The 15,835-nt window shown below is 74.1% G+C and carries 11 protein-coding genes; 7 read left to right on the forward strand and 4 right to left on the reverse strand.

Annotated features, from left to right (window positions below; all coding sequences use genetic code 11):
* The first annotated feature begins 67 nt into the window (after window positions 1–67).
* The 3 genes from ABD191_RS03820 to ABD191_RS03830 all read left to right on the forward strand — a co-directional run bounded on the left by ABD191_RS03820 (window position 68) and on the right by ABD191_RS03830 (window position 3,025).
* Window positions 68–244, forward strand: coding sequence for a hypothetical protein (locus ABD191_RS03820; RefSeq protein ID WP_344076836.1), 177 nt, complete (start codon window positions 68–70; stop codon window positions 242–244).
* Complete coding sequence (locus ABD191_RS03825) at window positions 241–1,749, forward strand: glycoside hydrolase family 43 protein (protein ID WP_344076838.1); 1,509 nt, start codon at window positions 241–243, stop codon at window positions 1,747–1,749. The genes ABD191_RS03820 and ABD191_RS03825 overlap by 4 nt, the downstream gene beginning before the upstream one ends.
* A gap of 64 nt (window positions 1,750–1,813) precedes the next feature.
* Window positions 1,814–3,025 carry an MFS transporter gene (locus tag ABD191_RS03830; protein WP_344076841.1) on the forward strand — a complete coding sequence of 404 codons (1,212 nt, stop codon included), beginning with the start codon at window positions 1,814–1,816 and terminating at the stop codon, window positions 3,023–3,025.
* Between the two features lie 19 nt (window positions 3,026–3,044).
* On the opposite strand, the gene ABD191_RS03835 is transcribed toward ABD191_RS03830, so the two are convergent.
* Both ABD191_RS03835 and ABD191_RS03840 read right to left on the reverse strand, forming a co-directional pair.
* Window positions 3,045–3,788: a phosphatase PAP2 family protein gene (locus ABD191_RS03835; protein WP_344076843.1), complete on the reverse strand. Its 744-nt coding sequence runs from the start codon at window positions 3,786–3,788 to the stop codon at window positions 3,045–3,047.
* 117 nt (window positions 3,789–3,905) lie between these two features.
* Window positions 3,906–5,501 carry a DUF4153 domain-containing protein gene (locus ABD191_RS03840; RefSeq protein ID WP_344076845.1) on the reverse strand — a complete coding sequence of 532 codons (1,596 nt, stop codon included), beginning with the start codon at window positions 5,499–5,501 and terminating at the stop codon, window positions 3,906–3,908.
* A gap of 115 nt (window positions 5,502–5,616) precedes the next feature.
* On the opposite strand from ABD191_RS03840, the gene ABD191_RS03845 reads away from it, so the two are divergent.
* From ABD191_RS03845 to ABD191_RS03855, 3 genes are all read left to right on the forward strand, one after another.
* Window positions 5,617–5,967, forward strand: coding sequence for a PadR family transcriptional regulator (locus ABD191_RS03845; RefSeq protein WP_344076847.1), 351 nt, complete (start codon window positions 5,617–5,619; stop codon window positions 5,965–5,967).
* Window positions 5,964–7,535, forward strand: coding sequence for a hypothetical protein (locus ABD191_RS03850; protein WP_344076850.1), 1,572 nt, complete (start codon window positions 5,964–5,966; stop codon window positions 7,533–7,535). Before ABD191_RS03845 ends, ABD191_RS03850 begins: the two co-directional genes overlap by 4 nt.
* A 395-nt stretch (window positions 7,536–7,930) precedes the next feature.
* Window positions 7,931–8,386 (forward strand): DoxX family protein, encoded by a 456-nt coding sequence (locus ABD191_RS03855; RefSeq protein ID WP_344076852.1) that lies wholly within the window; start codon window positions 7,931–7,933, stop codon window positions 8,384–8,386.
* 73 nt (window positions 8,387–8,459) lie between these two features.
* On the opposite strand, the gene ABD191_RS03860 is transcribed toward ABD191_RS03855, so the two are convergent.
* Window positions 8,460–12,467: a bifunctional nitrate reductase/sulfite reductase flavoprotein subunit alpha gene (locus ABD191_RS03860; protein ID WP_344076855.1), complete on the reverse strand. Its 4,008-nt coding sequence runs from the start codon at window positions 12,465–12,467 to the stop codon at window positions 8,460–8,462.
* A gap of 170 nt (window positions 12,468–12,637) precedes the next feature.
* Here ABD191_RS03860 and ABD191_RS03865 point away from each other — a divergent pair, with 170 nt between their 5' ends.
* On the forward strand, window positions 12,638–13,492 hold the full coding sequence (locus tag ABD191_RS03865; RefSeq protein ID WP_344076858.1) for an oxidoreductase: 855 nt from the start codon (window positions 12,638–12,640) through the stop codon (window positions 13,490–13,492).
* A gap of 86 nt (window positions 13,493–13,578) precedes the next feature.
* Here the strand turns inward: ABD191_RS03865 and metE are convergent, their stop codons facing one another.
* Window positions 13,579–15,828 (reverse strand): 5-methyltetrahydropteroyltriglutamate--homocysteine S-methyltransferase, encoded by a 2,250-nt coding sequence (gene metE, locus ABD191_RS03870; protein WP_344076860.1) that lies wholly within the window; start codon window positions 15,826–15,828, stop codon window positions 13,579–13,581.
* Window positions 15,829–15,835: the final 7 nt, after the last annotated feature.

The following is a 15,835-nucleotide window of genomic DNA, read 5'->3' on the forward strand; positions in this document are numbered from 1 at the left end:
TGATCTTCGACCGAGCGATGAACCGTGGTGGTATCCATACGTACCACCACGGTTCACTGCTCCGGTCGTGACCGCCCCGTTCCTCGTCGCTGGTCAGGTGGTCGCCGACCACGCGGCATGGCAGGCTGACGCGGTGACCTACGCGACCCAGCCGCTGTTGTCCGCCAGGAACGTCACCGAGCCGCCGTGGTTCGCCGGGATCGGCCAGCGGGCCATCCGCGACACGGCCCCGGCGGGCCGGTGAGCGGCTGGAGCGCGGGCGGGTTCACCAACCCGGTGATCGCCGGCATGTTTCCCGACCCGAGCGTGTGCCGGGTCGGCGACGACTACTACCTGGCTTGTTCCAGCTTCGAGTACTTCCCGGGCGTACCCATCTTCCACAGTCGCGACCTCGTGCACTGGGCGCAGATCGGCAACGTGCTCGACCGGCCCGGCCAGTTGGCGATCCCGCCGGGGACGCCGTCGTCGGGGGGCGTCTACGCGCCGACGCTGCGCCACCACGACGGCCGGTTCTGGCTGATCACCACGAACTGCTCGCCGGGTGGCGGCAACCTGGTGGTCACCACCGAGGACCCGGCCGGCCCGTGGTCGGAGCCGGTCCGGCTGGCCGGCCTCGACGGCATCGACCCGGACATCGCCTGGGATGAGCAGGGCAACTGCTGGTGCACGGTCGCCGGCATCACGCAGGCGCGCATCGACCCGGCATCCGGCGAGGTCCTCAGCCCGCAGCGCCGGGTGTGGTCGGGCACGCCGGGCGCGCAGGCGCCGGAGGCGCCCCACCTGTACCGGATCGGGGAGTACTGGTACCTGATGATCGCGGAGGGCGGCACCGAGCGGGGGCACGCCGTCCTGATCGCGCGGGGGCCGGCGCCCGACGGGCCGTTCGAGCCGTGCCCGGCCAACCCGATCCTGACCCACCGGGGCAGCCACCAGCCGATCCAGAACACCGGCCATGCCGACCTAGTCGAGGGCCCGGACGGGTCGTGGTGGCTGATGTTTCTCGGCGTCCGGCCGGGCGGCGGCACCCCCGGCTGGCACGTGCTCGGCCGCGAGACGTTCCTGGCCCCGGTGACCTGGGTCGACGGCTGGCCGGTCGTCGGGGCGGTCGAACTCACCATGGCCGCGCCCGGGTGGGCCCCGCAGCCGGTGGCGCAGCCGCCGGCCCGCGACGACTTCGACGGCGCGCGGCTGCACCCGCGCTGGGTGTCCGTGCGCTCCCGGCCGGACTCGGCGTGGTCGCTCACGGACCCGCCCGGGTGGCTCACCCTGCACGCGGTCGGCGGGTCGCTGGACGACCCGGACGTCACCTTCGTGGGCCGCCGCCAGCAGGACCAGGCGTGCCGCGTGCGGGTACTGGTCGATGCCGCCGCGGGGCGCGGGGGGCTGGCCGTGCGCCTGGACGAGGCGCACCATTACGACATCGAGGTGGGCGACGGCGAGGTACGGGCGATCGCGCGGATCGGTCCGCTGCGCCCCACGGTCGCCACCATGGCGGCCCCGGACGGGCCGGTATGCCTGCGCGTCGACATCGTCGCGCCCGCGCCCGACTGGTCCCCCCTCAAGGAGCCCGACCGGCTGCGGCTGGGCGTCGAGGGCGCCGACGGCGGGTTCACCGTGCTGGCCGAACTGGACGGGCGGTACCTGTCGACGGAGGTGGCGGGCGGCTTCACCGGCCGGGTCATCGGCATGTACGCGGCGGCGGGCACGGTGCGCTTCGACTGGTTCGACTACGCGTCGTCACCATGGTGACCTGGGCCTCATCGCGCCCGCCCCACGGCCGCACTATCGAAAGGGTTCCTTAACGTTGGCGGCCATGACGGTCACGGCGCCGGCGGGGGCGTCGGCCGGGCAACTCGTGCGCCTCCTGGCCCCGCTCGGCTACGTCGCCACGCTCGTCGGCCTGATCGCCTCGTTCGTCTCGCCGTTCCTGCCGCTGTTCCTCAGCCGCGTCCTGCACGCCGGCCCCGTCCGGATCTCGCTGTTCCTGTTCCTCATGCCGCTGGCCGCCGTGGTGGTCGCGACGGTCGTCGGGCGGGTGTCCGACCGGCCCGGCGCGCGGCCCCGCGTGCTGCTGGTCGGCGCGCTCGCCGGGATCGCCGGTTATCTCCTGTTCGCCGTGTTCCGCAACTACTGGGCCGCGCTCGCCGTCGCGCTGAGCCTCGTCGCCGTCGCCGGGTCGCTGCTGCCGCAGGTGTTCGCGTTCAGCCGGGGACTGCTCGACCGGGCCTCCCCGGCCCGGGCGGCGGCCGGCATCAACGCGCTGCGGGCGGTGTTCTCGCTGTCCTGGGTGGCCGGGCCGCCGCTGGCCGCGTACCTCATCGGCGCGGTCGACTTCGCGGGCCTCTACCTCGTGGCGGCGGCCATGCACCTGGCGATCCTGCCCGTCCTGCTGTGGTTCGGCGGGCGCGGCGGCGCCCCGCGGACCGCGACCCACGCGACGCCCGCTCCGGCCGCCGCCCCACCGCGCCGCGGGCGCCTCGTGCGCATCAGCGCGGCGTTCGTCCTCATGCAGTGCGCGGCCAGCCTCGGCGTGATGTCGCTGTCGCTGTTCGTGAGCGAGGACCTGCGCGGCGATGTCGGCGACGCCGGCCTCGTGCTGGGCATCTGCGCCGCCGTGGAGATCCCCCTCATGCTGCTGTTCGGCGCGCTCGCGACCCGGTGGTCGCTGCGCCGGCTCGTGCTCGTGGGCGGCGTCCTCGGGGTCGGCTACTTCCTCGCGATGGCCGCGACCACCGGGCTATGGCAGGTCGCCGTCGCCCAGCTGCTCAACGCGTGCTTCATCGCGACCGTGGGCGGCCTGGGGATCTCCTACTTCCAGGACCTGATGCCCGGCCTGCTGGGCCGGGCGACCACGATGTTCACCAACTCCCAGCGGATCAGCGCCATGCTGGCGGGCCTGGTCTTCGGCGCGGTTCAGCTCCTCGGGTACCGGTCGGCGTACCTGCTGGGCGCGGTCCTGTGCGCGGCCGGCCTGGCCCTGCTGGCCGCCGACCGGCCCTTGCCGGCCGACCTCAACGGGGCGTGATCCGCGCTGGAACGGTCCGTCACTCCCGGACGGTGTGTTCCTCGTCGCCGCGTCGGGGCGACGAGGACTGGCTCTGGTAGAGACCCGGCCCGATGCGTTCGGAGACCAGTGGCGGTGCGGGCGCCGGCGGAGGCTGCCCGCCGGCCACGAGCAGGCGCGCGAGCGCGGCGTTCGCGCGCAGCGCCTCGACGAGCCGGGTCACCGGGCCGGCGAGCGCGAGGACCAACACCGCCGTGACGGCCGCGCCGAGCAGGAAGCCCACCAGCACGTCGTGCGGGTAGTGCACCCCGACGAACACCCGCGAGAACGCGCCGAGCATGCCGAAGGGCAGCATGACCAGCCCGACCCGCCACGACACCATCATGATCGCGATGACGAGGGCGCCGTTGATGGTGGAGTGGTTGCTGGGGAACGACCAGTCGCCGGTTGGCGGGCACGTCTGCGCGATGATCGACACGTCGGCGAACGTGCGGCACGGGCGTTCCTCGTCCACCAGGACCTTCGCGCCCTCGCTGAGCGCGTAGGCCACCACGACCCCGACCGGGCCGAGCAGGGCGAGCGCCATCGCGCGCGACGGCGCGGCCCGGGTGCGCCACCACATGACCGCCCACACGCCCATGAGCGCGATGATGCCGAGTTCGGTGAAGTGCGCCATGAAGTCCTGGACGAAGCCCGGCGTACCGCCGGCGAAGTCCACCACGCCCCGGTACCAGTCGCCCAGGAACTCGGGTACCTCGACCGCGTACCGTGCCTCGGACCTCATGCCCCACCCCTCCCGGTTTCACCGCAACAGTAGGCGTCGTTCATTCCGACGTCACCTCGCGTTGTTCAGGAGTTACCCGACCGGGCGGCCTGACGTCGAGTCAGTGTCAGGAGCCGGTCAGCCGCCGACCTGGCCGGCACCGAGGCCGTACCACAGGTCGGAGCAGCCGGCCGGCGGCTCGTCCGGTCCCGCGATCAGGTCGCGCGCCCGCTCGCGGCCGAGGTTGAGGCCGTACCACGGGTCGGGGGCGGCCAGGTCCCGGGCGATGGCGCGCAGGACGCAGCCGCGCGTCGGTTCGGGCAGGCGGTCGATCGCCGGTACCGCGTCGGCGGACAGGCGCGTCAGGTACGCGGCGTCGAGGTGCCCGTCGTGGCGGTAGCGGTCGATGACCGTCTCCGCGGAGATCCGGTCGGGATCGATCGCCACGAGCCCGAGCAGCACCACGCCGGCGCACAGCAGCGTGGCGACCGGCAGCCAGCGGGCCCGCAGCCGCACACCCGCCACGAGGACGCCGACCACGATCAGGCCGAGCCACACTTCCGTGGCCTCGGCCAGCAGCCGGGACCGGGTGAACCCGTACGCGTCCGCGTACAGCCACATGCGCCGCAGCGCCGAGATGACGATCACCAGCGTGAGCGCGGCGAACACCCCGCCGAGCAGGCGGATGGCCGCCCGCTGGCGCCGGGTCTCGCGCGGGGCGAGCAGCGCCACCGCGGCCAGGACCGCCAGTGTCAGGACGGTCGCGAACAGCAGCTGCCCGAACCCGCCCCGCGCGTAGTCGGCGTAGGTCGGACCGCCCGGGCCCAGCACGTACCCGTGGCCGCCGAAGAGGACCGTGAGCTGCACGGCCACGAACACCGCGAACAGGGCGTCGAGCAGGACGAGCGGGATCACCCACTCCAGCGTCCGGATGGCGCGCCGCCCCCCGAGCGGCGGCGCGCCATCCGGTTCGAGCGGCGCCGGGCGGGAGCGGAGGGCGTCGCGCGCCACGACCGTCAGGCAGCACGCCACGAGGAGACCGAACGACGCCCGCGCGAGGCCCACCGGGCTGAATCGCGGGGTCCAGGAGGCGACCACGTCGGCGAAGACCGGGTCGGCGGTGGCGAACAGGATGCCGAAGGCCGCGACGAGAACCAGCCCGACCCCGACGGCGACCGCCGTGCGGACCCCGGTGCCGGGGCGGGGCGCGGCGGCGCGCTCGGCTGGGGGCCTGGCCGGCCGGTTCGCCATGGTCATGCCGTGCGCGACGATGCGCGCGGCGCCGGCCAGCACGCCGGCCCAACCCTGGCCGCCGGCGAGCGCGTACGAGCCGAGAACGACGGCGGCCAGCACGGCGAGCGCGGTGAGCCATCCGGCGGCGCGCAGCGCGGGCGTCACGCCGAGGGCGACCGCGAGTAGGCCGGCCGCGACCCGGGCCGCCCGGTCCAGCCGGTCGACCCGGTCCGCCGGGCGCGTCGCCGGCCGCGCGAGGTCATCGGCCGGGGCGGATTCCTGAACCGGGGCAGGCTCCTGGACCGGGGCCGGTTCACCGGCTGGTGCGGATGCCTGGGCGCGGGCGCCGACCACCACGACCAGCAGGATCGTGAGGTGGGTGAGGGTCCAGCCGATGCCGACCCGGGCGATCGGCAGCGCGGCCGCCCCGACGGCGCCCGCGAGGGCGATGCCCGGGGCGCCGCCGAGCGCGTCGGCGAGGCGGAGGGGACGGAACGGCACGGCGACCTCCATAGTCAGTCGACCTGAATATTCCGGCGACCGTAACATCCGCCTTCACCGCGCGCTACCCGGGATGAACTTGCCGGCCATATATCGGCCGCCGTACGCTCGCGGCGTGACGACGCCGCTGCAGGAGCCCACGTTCCTGATCCTCGCCGTGCTCGCCGACGGGCCCCGGCACGGCTACGCCGTCATCCAGGAGGTCGCCGCGCTGTCCGGTGGCCGCGTCCAGCTGCGCCCCGGCACCCTCTACGGCGCCCTGGACCGCCTCGCCGACCAGGGCCTCGTCACGGTCGACCGCGAGGAGGTCGTCGACGGCCGGCTGCGCCGCTACTACGGCCTGACGGACGACGGCGCGGACCTGCTCGCGGCCGACGCGGAGCGGCTCACCAGCAACGCGGCCGTCGCGCTGAGCCGGCTGCGCAGGCGCGGCTCGGCCGCCCGGCCCCGACCCAGCCAGGCATGACGTCGCCCCTGGAGCGGCGCTACCGGCTGCTCCTGCGCGCCTATCCGGCGGCGTACCGGACCGAGCGCGGCGACGAGATCGTCGGTGTCCTGCTCGACCTCGCCCCGCCCGGCCGCGCCTGGCCCACGGTCGGCGACGCGGCCGACCTCGTGGGCAGCGGCCTGCGCCGGCGCCTGCGACTGCCCATCGTGGACGGTCTCACGGCCGGCCTGGCGCTGGCCGGCCCGGTCGCGCTGGCCCTGGCGGCCGGGCTGTCCGCCTGCCTGTGGGTGTGGCTCGAGGCCGTCAAGGGCCTGCACACCACCGGCCCGGCCGCCTATGCCGCCTGGCTGGCGGCCGCGGTCGCGTACGCGCTCGGGCGCGCGCGGGTCGCCCGTACGCTCGTGGTGCTCGCCGCCGCGACCGCGCTCGCGCTGCCCGTGGCCGGCCCCTTCGTCGACCTTGACCGGCCGCCGCTGTGGGTGAGCATGGTGCTGGCCGCGTTCGGGGTGATCGCGGCGGCCGGCCTGCGCGCCCCGGCGAGCGCGGACGAGCGCCTCGGCGTCGGCGCCGGTACGCCGACCATCGCGGTCTGCGCGACCGCGCTCGTCGCCACGGCCGGCGCGCCGCCCGGCCCGGCGACCGCCTACTACCAGCCGACGCTCGCGCGGGTCGGCCTGGTCGTGGCCGTCGCGGTCGCGATCCACGCCCTCATCGCCGGGGTACGCCTGACGGCGGGCCGCCCGGCGCGCGCCTGGCTGTGGGCGACCGTGCTCCTCGCGCTGCCCGGTGGCTGGCTCGGCCCGTTCGGCGACCACGTCGTGGCCGGCGTCCCCGGCGGGGCGAACGTCGAGGTCGCCCCGCACTTCGGCCGCCTGGCCCAGGTCCTGCTCGCCACGTGCGTCGTCGGGGTCGCGGTGGCGTGGCTGATCAGGGCGGAGGCCGCCATGGGTGTCCGTTCGCGCCGCGCCGCCCCGACGCCCGCGCCGGAGCGCTGGACGCGCCCGCTCGGCGTGACCCGCTGGCTCACCGTCGGCGCCGCGCTCGGGCTGGCGGCCACGATCGCCGCCCTGGCGCTGCCGCCGTACCTCGCCTACGCCTCGTCGATGCCGCGCCCACGGACCCTGTATGTCGCGACGACGGTCGCCCTGCTCGCCGCCACGGCCCTCGCGCGCGCGGCCGTCGACGTGCGCTCGCTGCCCGCTGCCCGGCGCGCCCGCGCGGCGCTGCTCGCCGTCGTGGGCGCGTTGGCGGCGGCGTTCGTGGGCGGGCTCGTGGCCGTCTACGACAACGGGTGGACGCTGCGTGGCTGGGCGCACCTGGACCTCACCGCCAACCTCGTCACCACCCTGGCCCTGGTGCCCTTCGCGCTGTTCGCGCTCGACGCGGCGCCGTCCGTCGCGCCGGCGGCGGCGGGTCAGCCGCGCGGCGAGCGGGCCGTCATCTGGTGGACGCTGCTGGCCAGCGCGGGGTGGCTCGCCTACACGACCGTGCCGCACCTGCTGTCCTGGGGCCCGGTCCTGCTGCTCCTCAGCGCCGGGCTGCTCGCCCTGGTGCTCGTGACCAACCGCCGTCCCCGCACGGGGTGACCGGCCCGGCGCCGCACCGCGTCACGGTGCCATCGTCCGGTCGCCGACGGTAGGCGCGCTCCCGCGCTTATCGAGAACTGCGCGTTCACGCATGCCGGCTTCGGCGTGCTCCATCCCGGCGGCACGAAGTATTAGCGGTCGGTGACTTCGGCGCGCACTGAGTGCGCCTTCGAGGACGGGACCGGGGTATTGTCGAACTCCATCGAATGACGACGATGGTTTGATCAAGAAGATGGAGGGTGCGCGACCGACGGGCCAGCGACCGGGGCATAGATGCAATAGACAGATGTCAATGCGATGTGCATCACATGGATGCTTAACAATGACCTCGAACCGGTCGCTATATTCATGCGTATCTATGGCTGTCCAGGCATAGACACGTTCCGGAGGTCGTGATGTCCAAGCCGCTCAATGTGGTCACCTTCTTGTTCCGACTCGTCATAGGGCTCCTGTTCGCCACGCACGGTGCCGCGTCGCTGTTCGGCATCCTCGGCGGCAGCTACCCGAGCGGTGGCGCCGTCCCGGTCGGCACGTGGCCCGGCTGGTGGGCCGCCCTCATCCAGTTCGTCTGCGGCGGCCTCGTGCTGATCGGCCTGCTCACCCGGCCGGCCGCGATCCTGGCCTCCGGCTCCATGGCGTACGCGTACTTCGTCGTGCACCAGCCCGACGGCCTGTTCCCGGTCGAGAACGGCGGCGAGGCCGCGGCCATGTACTGCTGGTCGTTCCTGCTCATCGCGGCGCTCGGTGCGGGGCAGTGGTCGCTGGACGCGCTGCTGAGCCGGCGCTCCGCCAGCCCCGAGCCCATCGCCGCCCCGGAGCCCGCCGAGGCCCCCGCCGAGGCGACGGCGTAACGACCCCGCACGCGCGGGCGCCCGGCTCAACCGGGTGCCCGCGCCGTGCCGGACCGTTGGGTGGCGCCTCCGGTCAGTAGACATCGCGGACGTAGCGCTTGTCGGCCGCCAGCTGCTTGAGATGCGCCGCGGCGGCCTCCGGGCTCAGGTGGCCGTGGGTGACGGCGATGTCACGCAGCGCCCGGTCGACGTCGCGGGCCATCCGGCTCGCGTCGCCGCACACGTACAGGTGGGCCCCCTCCTGCAACCACGCCCACAGCTGGGCGCCCTGCTCGCGCATGCGGTCCTGCACGTAGACCTTCGACCGCTGGTCGCGGGAGAACGCCAGGTCCAGCCGGGTCAGCGTGCCGGCCTCCCGCAGCGCGGCCAGCTCCTCGGCGTAGTAGAAGTCGCTCGCGCGCCGCTGCTCCCCGAAGAACAGCCAGTTCTCCCCGGTCGCGCCCCGGGCCTGCCGCTCCTGCAGGAAGCCCAGGAACGGCGCGATGCCCGTACCCGGGCCGACCATGATCATGCGGGTGGTCGGGTCGGCCGGCGGCCGGAAGTGCGCGGCGCTCTGCACATACACCGGCACGGGTGTGTCGTGGCCGGCGTCCGCGAGATACGTCGAGCACACCCCCTTGCGCGTACGGCCCTGGTGGTTGTCGAAGCGGACCACCGACACCGTCAGGCTGATCCGGTCCGGCTCGGCCAGCGGGGTGGAGCTGATCGAGTACAGGCGCGGCTGCATCCGCTTGAGCACCCCCACCCAGTCGTCCGCGGTGGCGCGCGGGGGATGTTCGGCGATGAGGTCGACCGCCTGCCGGCCCCACGTCCACTTCGCCAGCTCACCCTTGTTGTCCGGGCGCAGCAGCGTCTTCAGGTGCGCGTCCCCGGCGCGCTCCGCGACGAAGCGCAGCAGGTCGGGCGTGATGCGGGTGATGTCCAGGTGCTGGGTGAGCGCCTCGGCGAGCCCGATCGTGCCGACCCGGTCGAGGGTGACCGGGGCGTCGGGGCGCAGGCCGGTGATGTCGAGCCACTCCTTGACCAGCTCCGGGCAGTTGCGCGGCCACACGCCGAGCGCGTCGCCGACCTGGTACGCCAGCCCGCCCGTATCGAAGGTGAACCGGCGCACCTCCTTGGCCGATCCCGGCAGGCTGAGCAGCCGGTTGCCGGTCAGCGTCGCGGTCCGCGGCGAGGCCTTCGTGGCCACCCGCCCGCCAGCCACCACGCCGGCCGGGCCCCGCAGCGCGGCCAGCACGGCCTCCACCCACGAGGCGGCCGTGTCCTCGAAGTCCGGCTCGCAGTCCGCGCGCGGGGCCAGCCGGACGCCGCCGAGCTGGGACAGCCGCTCGTCGAGGCGCCGGCCGTGGCCGCAGAAGTCGTCGTAGCTGGAGTCGCCGAACGCGAGCACCGCGTACCGGCGGCCGTCGAGGCGGGGCGCGCCGTCCTGGTCGAGCGAGTGCCAGAACGCGGCGCCGTTGTCGGGCGCGTCCCCGTCGCCGAACGTACTCGTGACGATGAGCAGATCGGCGCCCGGATCGAGCAGGTCGGCGGCCGGCCCGTCCATGCCGCGTACGGTCACCGCACGGCCGGTCTCCGCGAGCCGGGCGACGAGGGTACGGGCGAAGTCCTCGGCCGTGCCGGTCTGCGACGCCCACAGCACCTGCAGGCGCGGGCCGGACGGCACGACCGGGGCCGGGGCCGGGTCGTGGTCCCGCGTGGCGGCGAGCAGCCCGTTGAGCCACATGGCGGTGTTCGGGTCGAACGGCGCGTTGTCCGGCAGCACGGGCGCGCCCGACCGGGTCGGCAGCCCCGCCAGGAAACCGGCCAGGTAGTGACGCTGCCCGTCGGTCAGGCTCGGCGGCGTGGGGTCCAGGCCGAGCAGCCCGTGCACGGCGCTGCCGGGCGTCGGGTCGGGAAGCTGCACCGGGACGGTGACCTTCGACAGGGTCACCGCGCACACCTTCAGCTCCGGCTGGAACGACAGCGGGTCGACCGCGTCGCTGGTCACCGCGTTGACGCTCACGTACTCGCCGAACAGGTCGTTCCAGTGAAACGGCGCGAAGCAGTCGCCCGGGCGCACCCGGTCGGTGAGCACGGCGGGCAGCACGGCCCGGCCTCGCCGGGAGGCGACCTCGACCTGATCGTCGGCCGCGATGCCGAGCCGCTCGGCGTCCGCCGGGTTGATCTCGACGAACGGGCGCGGGTTGAGCTTGTTGAGTTTGGCGACCCGGCCGGTCTTCGTGAGGGTGTGCCACTGGTGCTGCAGGCGCCCGGTGTTGAGCACGAACGGGTAGTCGTCGTCCGGCAGCTCGGCCGGGTCGAGGTGCGGGCGGGCGTGGAAGACGGCCCGGCCGCTGGGGGTGGCGAACGCCAGCTCCGGCCGGGAGCCGTCCGGCAGCTCGCGCAGCCGCTGGCTGACGCCGTCGTTGCGGTAGCGGATCGGGTTGCGGGCCGCCCCGCCCGGCGGCGCGGGCCACTGCACGGGACCCTCGGCGAGCCGCTCGTACGTCACGCCGCGCAGGTCGTACCCGGTCTGTGGATTCCAGAACCTCTTGATCTCCTCGAAGATCTCCGCCGCGCTGGTGTAGCTGAACCCCTCGGCGTAACCCATCGCGGCCGCGACCCGCGCGATCAGTTGCCAGTCGGGCAGCGCCTGCCCGGGCGCGTCGACAACCGGGTGCACCAGCGTGAGGCTGCGCTCCGAATTGATCATGATGCCGTCGGCTTCGGACCACATCGCCGCGGGCAGCGCGATGTCGGCGTAGGCGTTGGTCTCCGTCTCGGCGAACGCGTCCTGCGTGATGACCAGCTCGGCCGCCTCCAGGCCGGCGATGACGGTCTTGCGGTTGCCGACCGAGGCGACCGGGTTGGTGCACACGATCCAGCACGCCCTGATCCGGCCCTCGGCCAGCTGCTCGAACATCTCCACGGTGCCCTTGCCGACGTCCGTGCGCAGCGTGCCCGCCGGCAGGCCCCACACCCGCTCGGTGAACTCGCGGTCGGCCGGGACCAGCACGGACCGCTGCCCCGGCAGGCCCGGGCCCATGTAGCCCATCTCCCGGCCGCCCATCGCGTTCGGCTGGCCGGTGAGCGAGAACGGGCCGCTGCCCGGGCGGCAGATCGCCCCGGTGGCCAGGTGCAGGTTCACGAGCGCGTTCGTGTTCCAGGTGCCGTGCGTGCTCTGGTTGAGGCCCATCGTCCAGCAGCTCATCCAGTTGCCGGCCGCGCCGATCCACTCGGCGGCCGTGCGGAGGTCGGCCTCCGGGATGCCGGTGATCCCGGCGACCCGGGCGGGCGGGTAGTCGGCCAGGAAGTCCGGCATCGCCGCCCATCCCTCGGTGTGCGCGGCGATGAACTCCCCGTCGATGCGACCGTCCGCGACAAGCAGGTGCAACAGGCCGTTGAGCAGGGCCAGGTCCGTGCCCGGGGTGATGCGCAGGAACAGGTCGGCCCGGTCGGCCGTGGCGGTGCGGCGCGGGTCCACCACGATCAGCTTCGCGCCGGCCTTGACCCGGTCCATCATGCGCAGGAACAGGATCGGGTGGCAGTCGGCCATGTTCGAGCCGGTCACGAAGAACAGGTCGGCGTGGTCGAAGTCGTCGTACGAGCCGGGCGGGCCGTCCGCGCCCAACGACAGCTTGTAGCCCGTACCGGCGCTGGCCATGCACAGGCGCGAGTTCGACTCGATCTGGTGGGTGCCGATGTACCCCTTCACCAGCTTGTTCGCCAGGTACTGCGCTTCGAGGGTCAGTTGCCCCGACACGTACATGGCGAACGCGTCCGGGCCGTGCTCGTCGATGATGGCCCGCAGGCGGGCGGCCGTCTCGGCGATCGCGTCGTCCACGTCCACCGGTCGCGGCTCGGCGCCGCGTGCGGCCCGCACCAGCCCGGTGCCCAGCCGGCCCGGCGCGGCGAGCAGGTCGGCGCTCGTGGCCCCCTTGGTGCACAGCCGGCCCGCGTTCGCGGGGTGCGCCCTGTCGCCGCCCGACCGGACCACCCGGCGAAGCCCGTCCACGTCGCGGGTGACGTCGAGAACCATGCCGCAGCCGACCCCGCAGTACCCGCACACCGTCCGTACCCGGGTGACATCGGCGGCCACTCGTGCTCCTCACGCCCTGACGCTTGGTTCCTCAGCCATCACGCTAGGAAATCGCCGTTTCCGGCCCGTCACTTCGACATGCGTCGACTGTTTCCCCGGCCTCAAGATCTCTTGATCCGCGTTGTGAAGACCTTAGGGCGTACGGAATCCGGCCGGTAGCATCCGCCGGCATGAATATGGTCGCCATTGTGACCGGCGCGTCGGCGGGGATCGGCGCGGCCACCGCCCGACTGCTGCGGGAACGCGGTTTCACCGTGTACGCGCTCGCCCGCCGGCTGGACCGGATGGCCCCGCTCGCCGAACTCGGCATCCACTGCGTGCGCGTCGACATCACCGACGACGCCGCCCTCGTGGCGCTCGTCGACCGGGTCGTCGCCGAGACGGGCCGGGTGGACGTCCTGGTGAACAACGCCGGGTACGGCTCCTTCGGCGCGGTCGAGGAGGTACCGCTGGAGGAGGCGCGGCGCCAGTTCGAGGTCAACGTGTTCGCCGCCGCCCGGCTGTGTCAGCTCGTCCTGCCCCACCTGCGGGCCCGCGGGTCGGGGCGCATCATCAACGTCTCGTCCGTCGGCGCGAGGATGTACCAGCCGCTGGGCGGCTGGTACCACGCCACGAAGTACGCCCTCGAAGGGCTCAGCGACTGCCTGCGCGTCGAGCTGGCACCCCACGGCATCCACGTGGTCCTGGTGCAGCCCGGCGGCGTCGCGACCGAGTTCCCGCGGGTGGCCGCCGAGCGCCTGCTCGCCACGTCCGGTGACGGCCCCTACGCCGGCTACGCCCGCCGGTACGCGGCAACGCTGACCTCGGACGCGGACGGGGTGTCGTCCCCGGCCGTCGTCGGCCGGGCGATCGTGAAGGCCGCGACGGCCCGGCGGCCACGCATCCGCTACGCCGTCGGGCGGGGCGCCAAGGCGACCATGTTCGCCCGGTGGCTGCTGCCGGACCGGGCCTTCGACCGGGTCCTGGTCGCGCTGTTCGCGACCCTGGCCAGCATCGCGGCCCGACGTGGCGCCTCGCGCACCTGACTGGCCACCGGGCTGAGGGCACGTGCGTACCGAATCCCGAGCGGAATTCGGTACGCAAGGCCCATGTCCACGGCTGGTCGACGTGATCAGCCCTCTCGGATCTCGGCGGCGGCCGCGACCAGGTGCCGCAGCGACGCCTCGACCTCCGGGTACGCGCGCGTCTTCAGCCCGCAGTCGGGGTTGACCCACAGCCGCCGGGCCGGGACCGCGGCCACGGCCCGGCGCAGCGCCTCCACGACCTCGTCGAGCGGCGGGACCCGCGGCGAGTGGATGTCCCAGACCCCCGGTCCGACGCCGCGGCCGAAGCCGATGGCGGCCAGGTCGTCGAGCACCTCCATTTTGGAGCGGGACGCCTCGATACTGGTCACGTCCGCGTCGAGCGCGTCGATGGCGGTGATGACGTCGCCGAACTCCGAGTAGCACAGGTGCGTGTGGATCTGGGTGCCGTCCGCGACCCCGCTCGTCGCCAGCCGGAAGGCCCCGACCGCCCAGTCCAGGTAGGCCTTCTGCTCGGCCGCGCGCAGCGGCAGCAGCTCGCGCAGGGCCGGCTCGTCCACCTGGATCACCGCGATGCCGGCGGCCTCCAGGTCGCGGCACTCGTCGCGCAGGGCCAGGGCCACCTGGTCGGCGGTGTCGGCCAACGGCTGGTCCGTACGGACGAACGACCACGCGAGGATCGTGACCGGGCCGGTGAGCATGCCCTTGACCGGCCTGGCGGTCAGCGACTGCGCGAAGGCCGCCCACTCGACCGTCATCGGGGCGGCGCGCCGCACGTCGCCGTAGATGATGGGCGGCCGCACGCACCGGGTGCCGTACGACTGGACCCAGCCGTGCTCGGTGGCGGCGAACCCGGCGAGCTGCTCGCCGAAGTACTGCACCATGTCGTTGCGTTCCGGCTCGCCGTGCACGAGCACGTCCAGCCCGAGGTCCTCCTGGAGGCGGATGACGTGCTCGACCTCGGCGCGCATCCGCCCGGCGTAGCCCGGGCCGTCGAGGGTGCCGGCCCGGACGGCCGCGCGCGCCTTGCGCAGGGCCGCGGTCTGCGGAAAGGAGCCGATCGTGGTGGTCGGCAGGGCCGGCAGCCGCAGCCGGGCCTGCTGCGCCGCCGCCCGGTCGGCGTAGGGGCCCCGCCGGCGGTCGGCCGGGGTGACGGCGGCCAGGCGGGCGCGTACCTGCTCGTCGCGCCACGCGGCGGGCGGATCCGGCAGCGGCGGCGGCAGCTGGGCCGTGCCGTCGCGCAACGCCTGGCCGACCAGGACGACCTCGTCGACCTTCTGCCGGGCGAACGACAGCCGCGCGACCAGCTGCGGATCCAGGCGCGTCTCGGCGGACAGGTCGACCGGCACGTGCAGCAGCGAGCAGGAGGTCGACACGGCCACGTGATCGGCCAGGCCCGTCACGATCGCGCCGGTCGCGATGGCCGCCCGCAGGTCCGTGCGCCACACGTTGTGGCCGTCGACGAGGCCCGCCACGACCGTCGTGCCGCGCAGCGGGCCCGCACCGGCCAGCCGGCGCAGGTTGCCGGGCCCCGCGACCAGGTCGAGCCCGATCGCCTCGACCGGCGTGTCCACCAGGGCCGGCAGCGCGTCGCCCAGTTCGCCGAAGTAGGTGGCCACGAAGACGCGTGGCCGGTGCGCCAGCTCGGCCAGCCGGGCGTACGCCGCCCGCAGCCCGTCGATCTGCGCCGCCGTGCGGTCGGCGGCGTACGCGGGCTCGTCCAGCTGCACCCACGCCACCCCCGCCTCGGCGAGTGCGGCCAGCAGGTCGGCGTACGCGTCGACCACGTCGTCGAGGCGGTCGAACGGGTCGAACCCGGGCCGGTCCGGCTTGGCCAGCAGGAGCAACGTGGCCGGCCCGACGAGCACCGGCCGCGTCGCGATGCCGAGCGCGCTCGCCTCGGCGTACTCCTGAAGGGGTTTCGCCGGGTTGGCGGCGAACGCCGTGTCCGGGCCGATCTCCGGGACCAGGTAGTGGTAGTTGGTGGCGAACCACTTCGTCAGCTCCAGCGCCGGCTCGGCGTCGACGCCGCGCGCCATCGCGAAGTACGTGTCGAGCTCGGAGAGCCCGAGCCGGCGGAACCGGTCCGGGACCGCCCCGACGGCCACGGCCGTGTCGAGCACATGGTCGTAGTAGGAGAACGTGTTCGACGGGATGGCGTCGAGCCGGGCGTCGCGCAGCGTCTGCCAGACCCGCGCCCGCAGCGCGGCGGCCGTGCGGTCCAGCTCGTCGGCGTCGATGGTGGCGGCCCAGTACGCCTCGACGGCGCGCTTGAGCTCACGGTTGGCGCCGATGCGCGGGTAGCCGAGCACGGTGCTCCGCCCGAATGAGTTCGTCATGAGTACA

This window comes from Luedemannella helvata, assembly GCF_039528415.1.
GTDB lineage: Bacteria > Actinomycetota > Actinomycetes > Mycobacteriales > Micromonosporaceae > Luedemannella > Luedemannella helvata.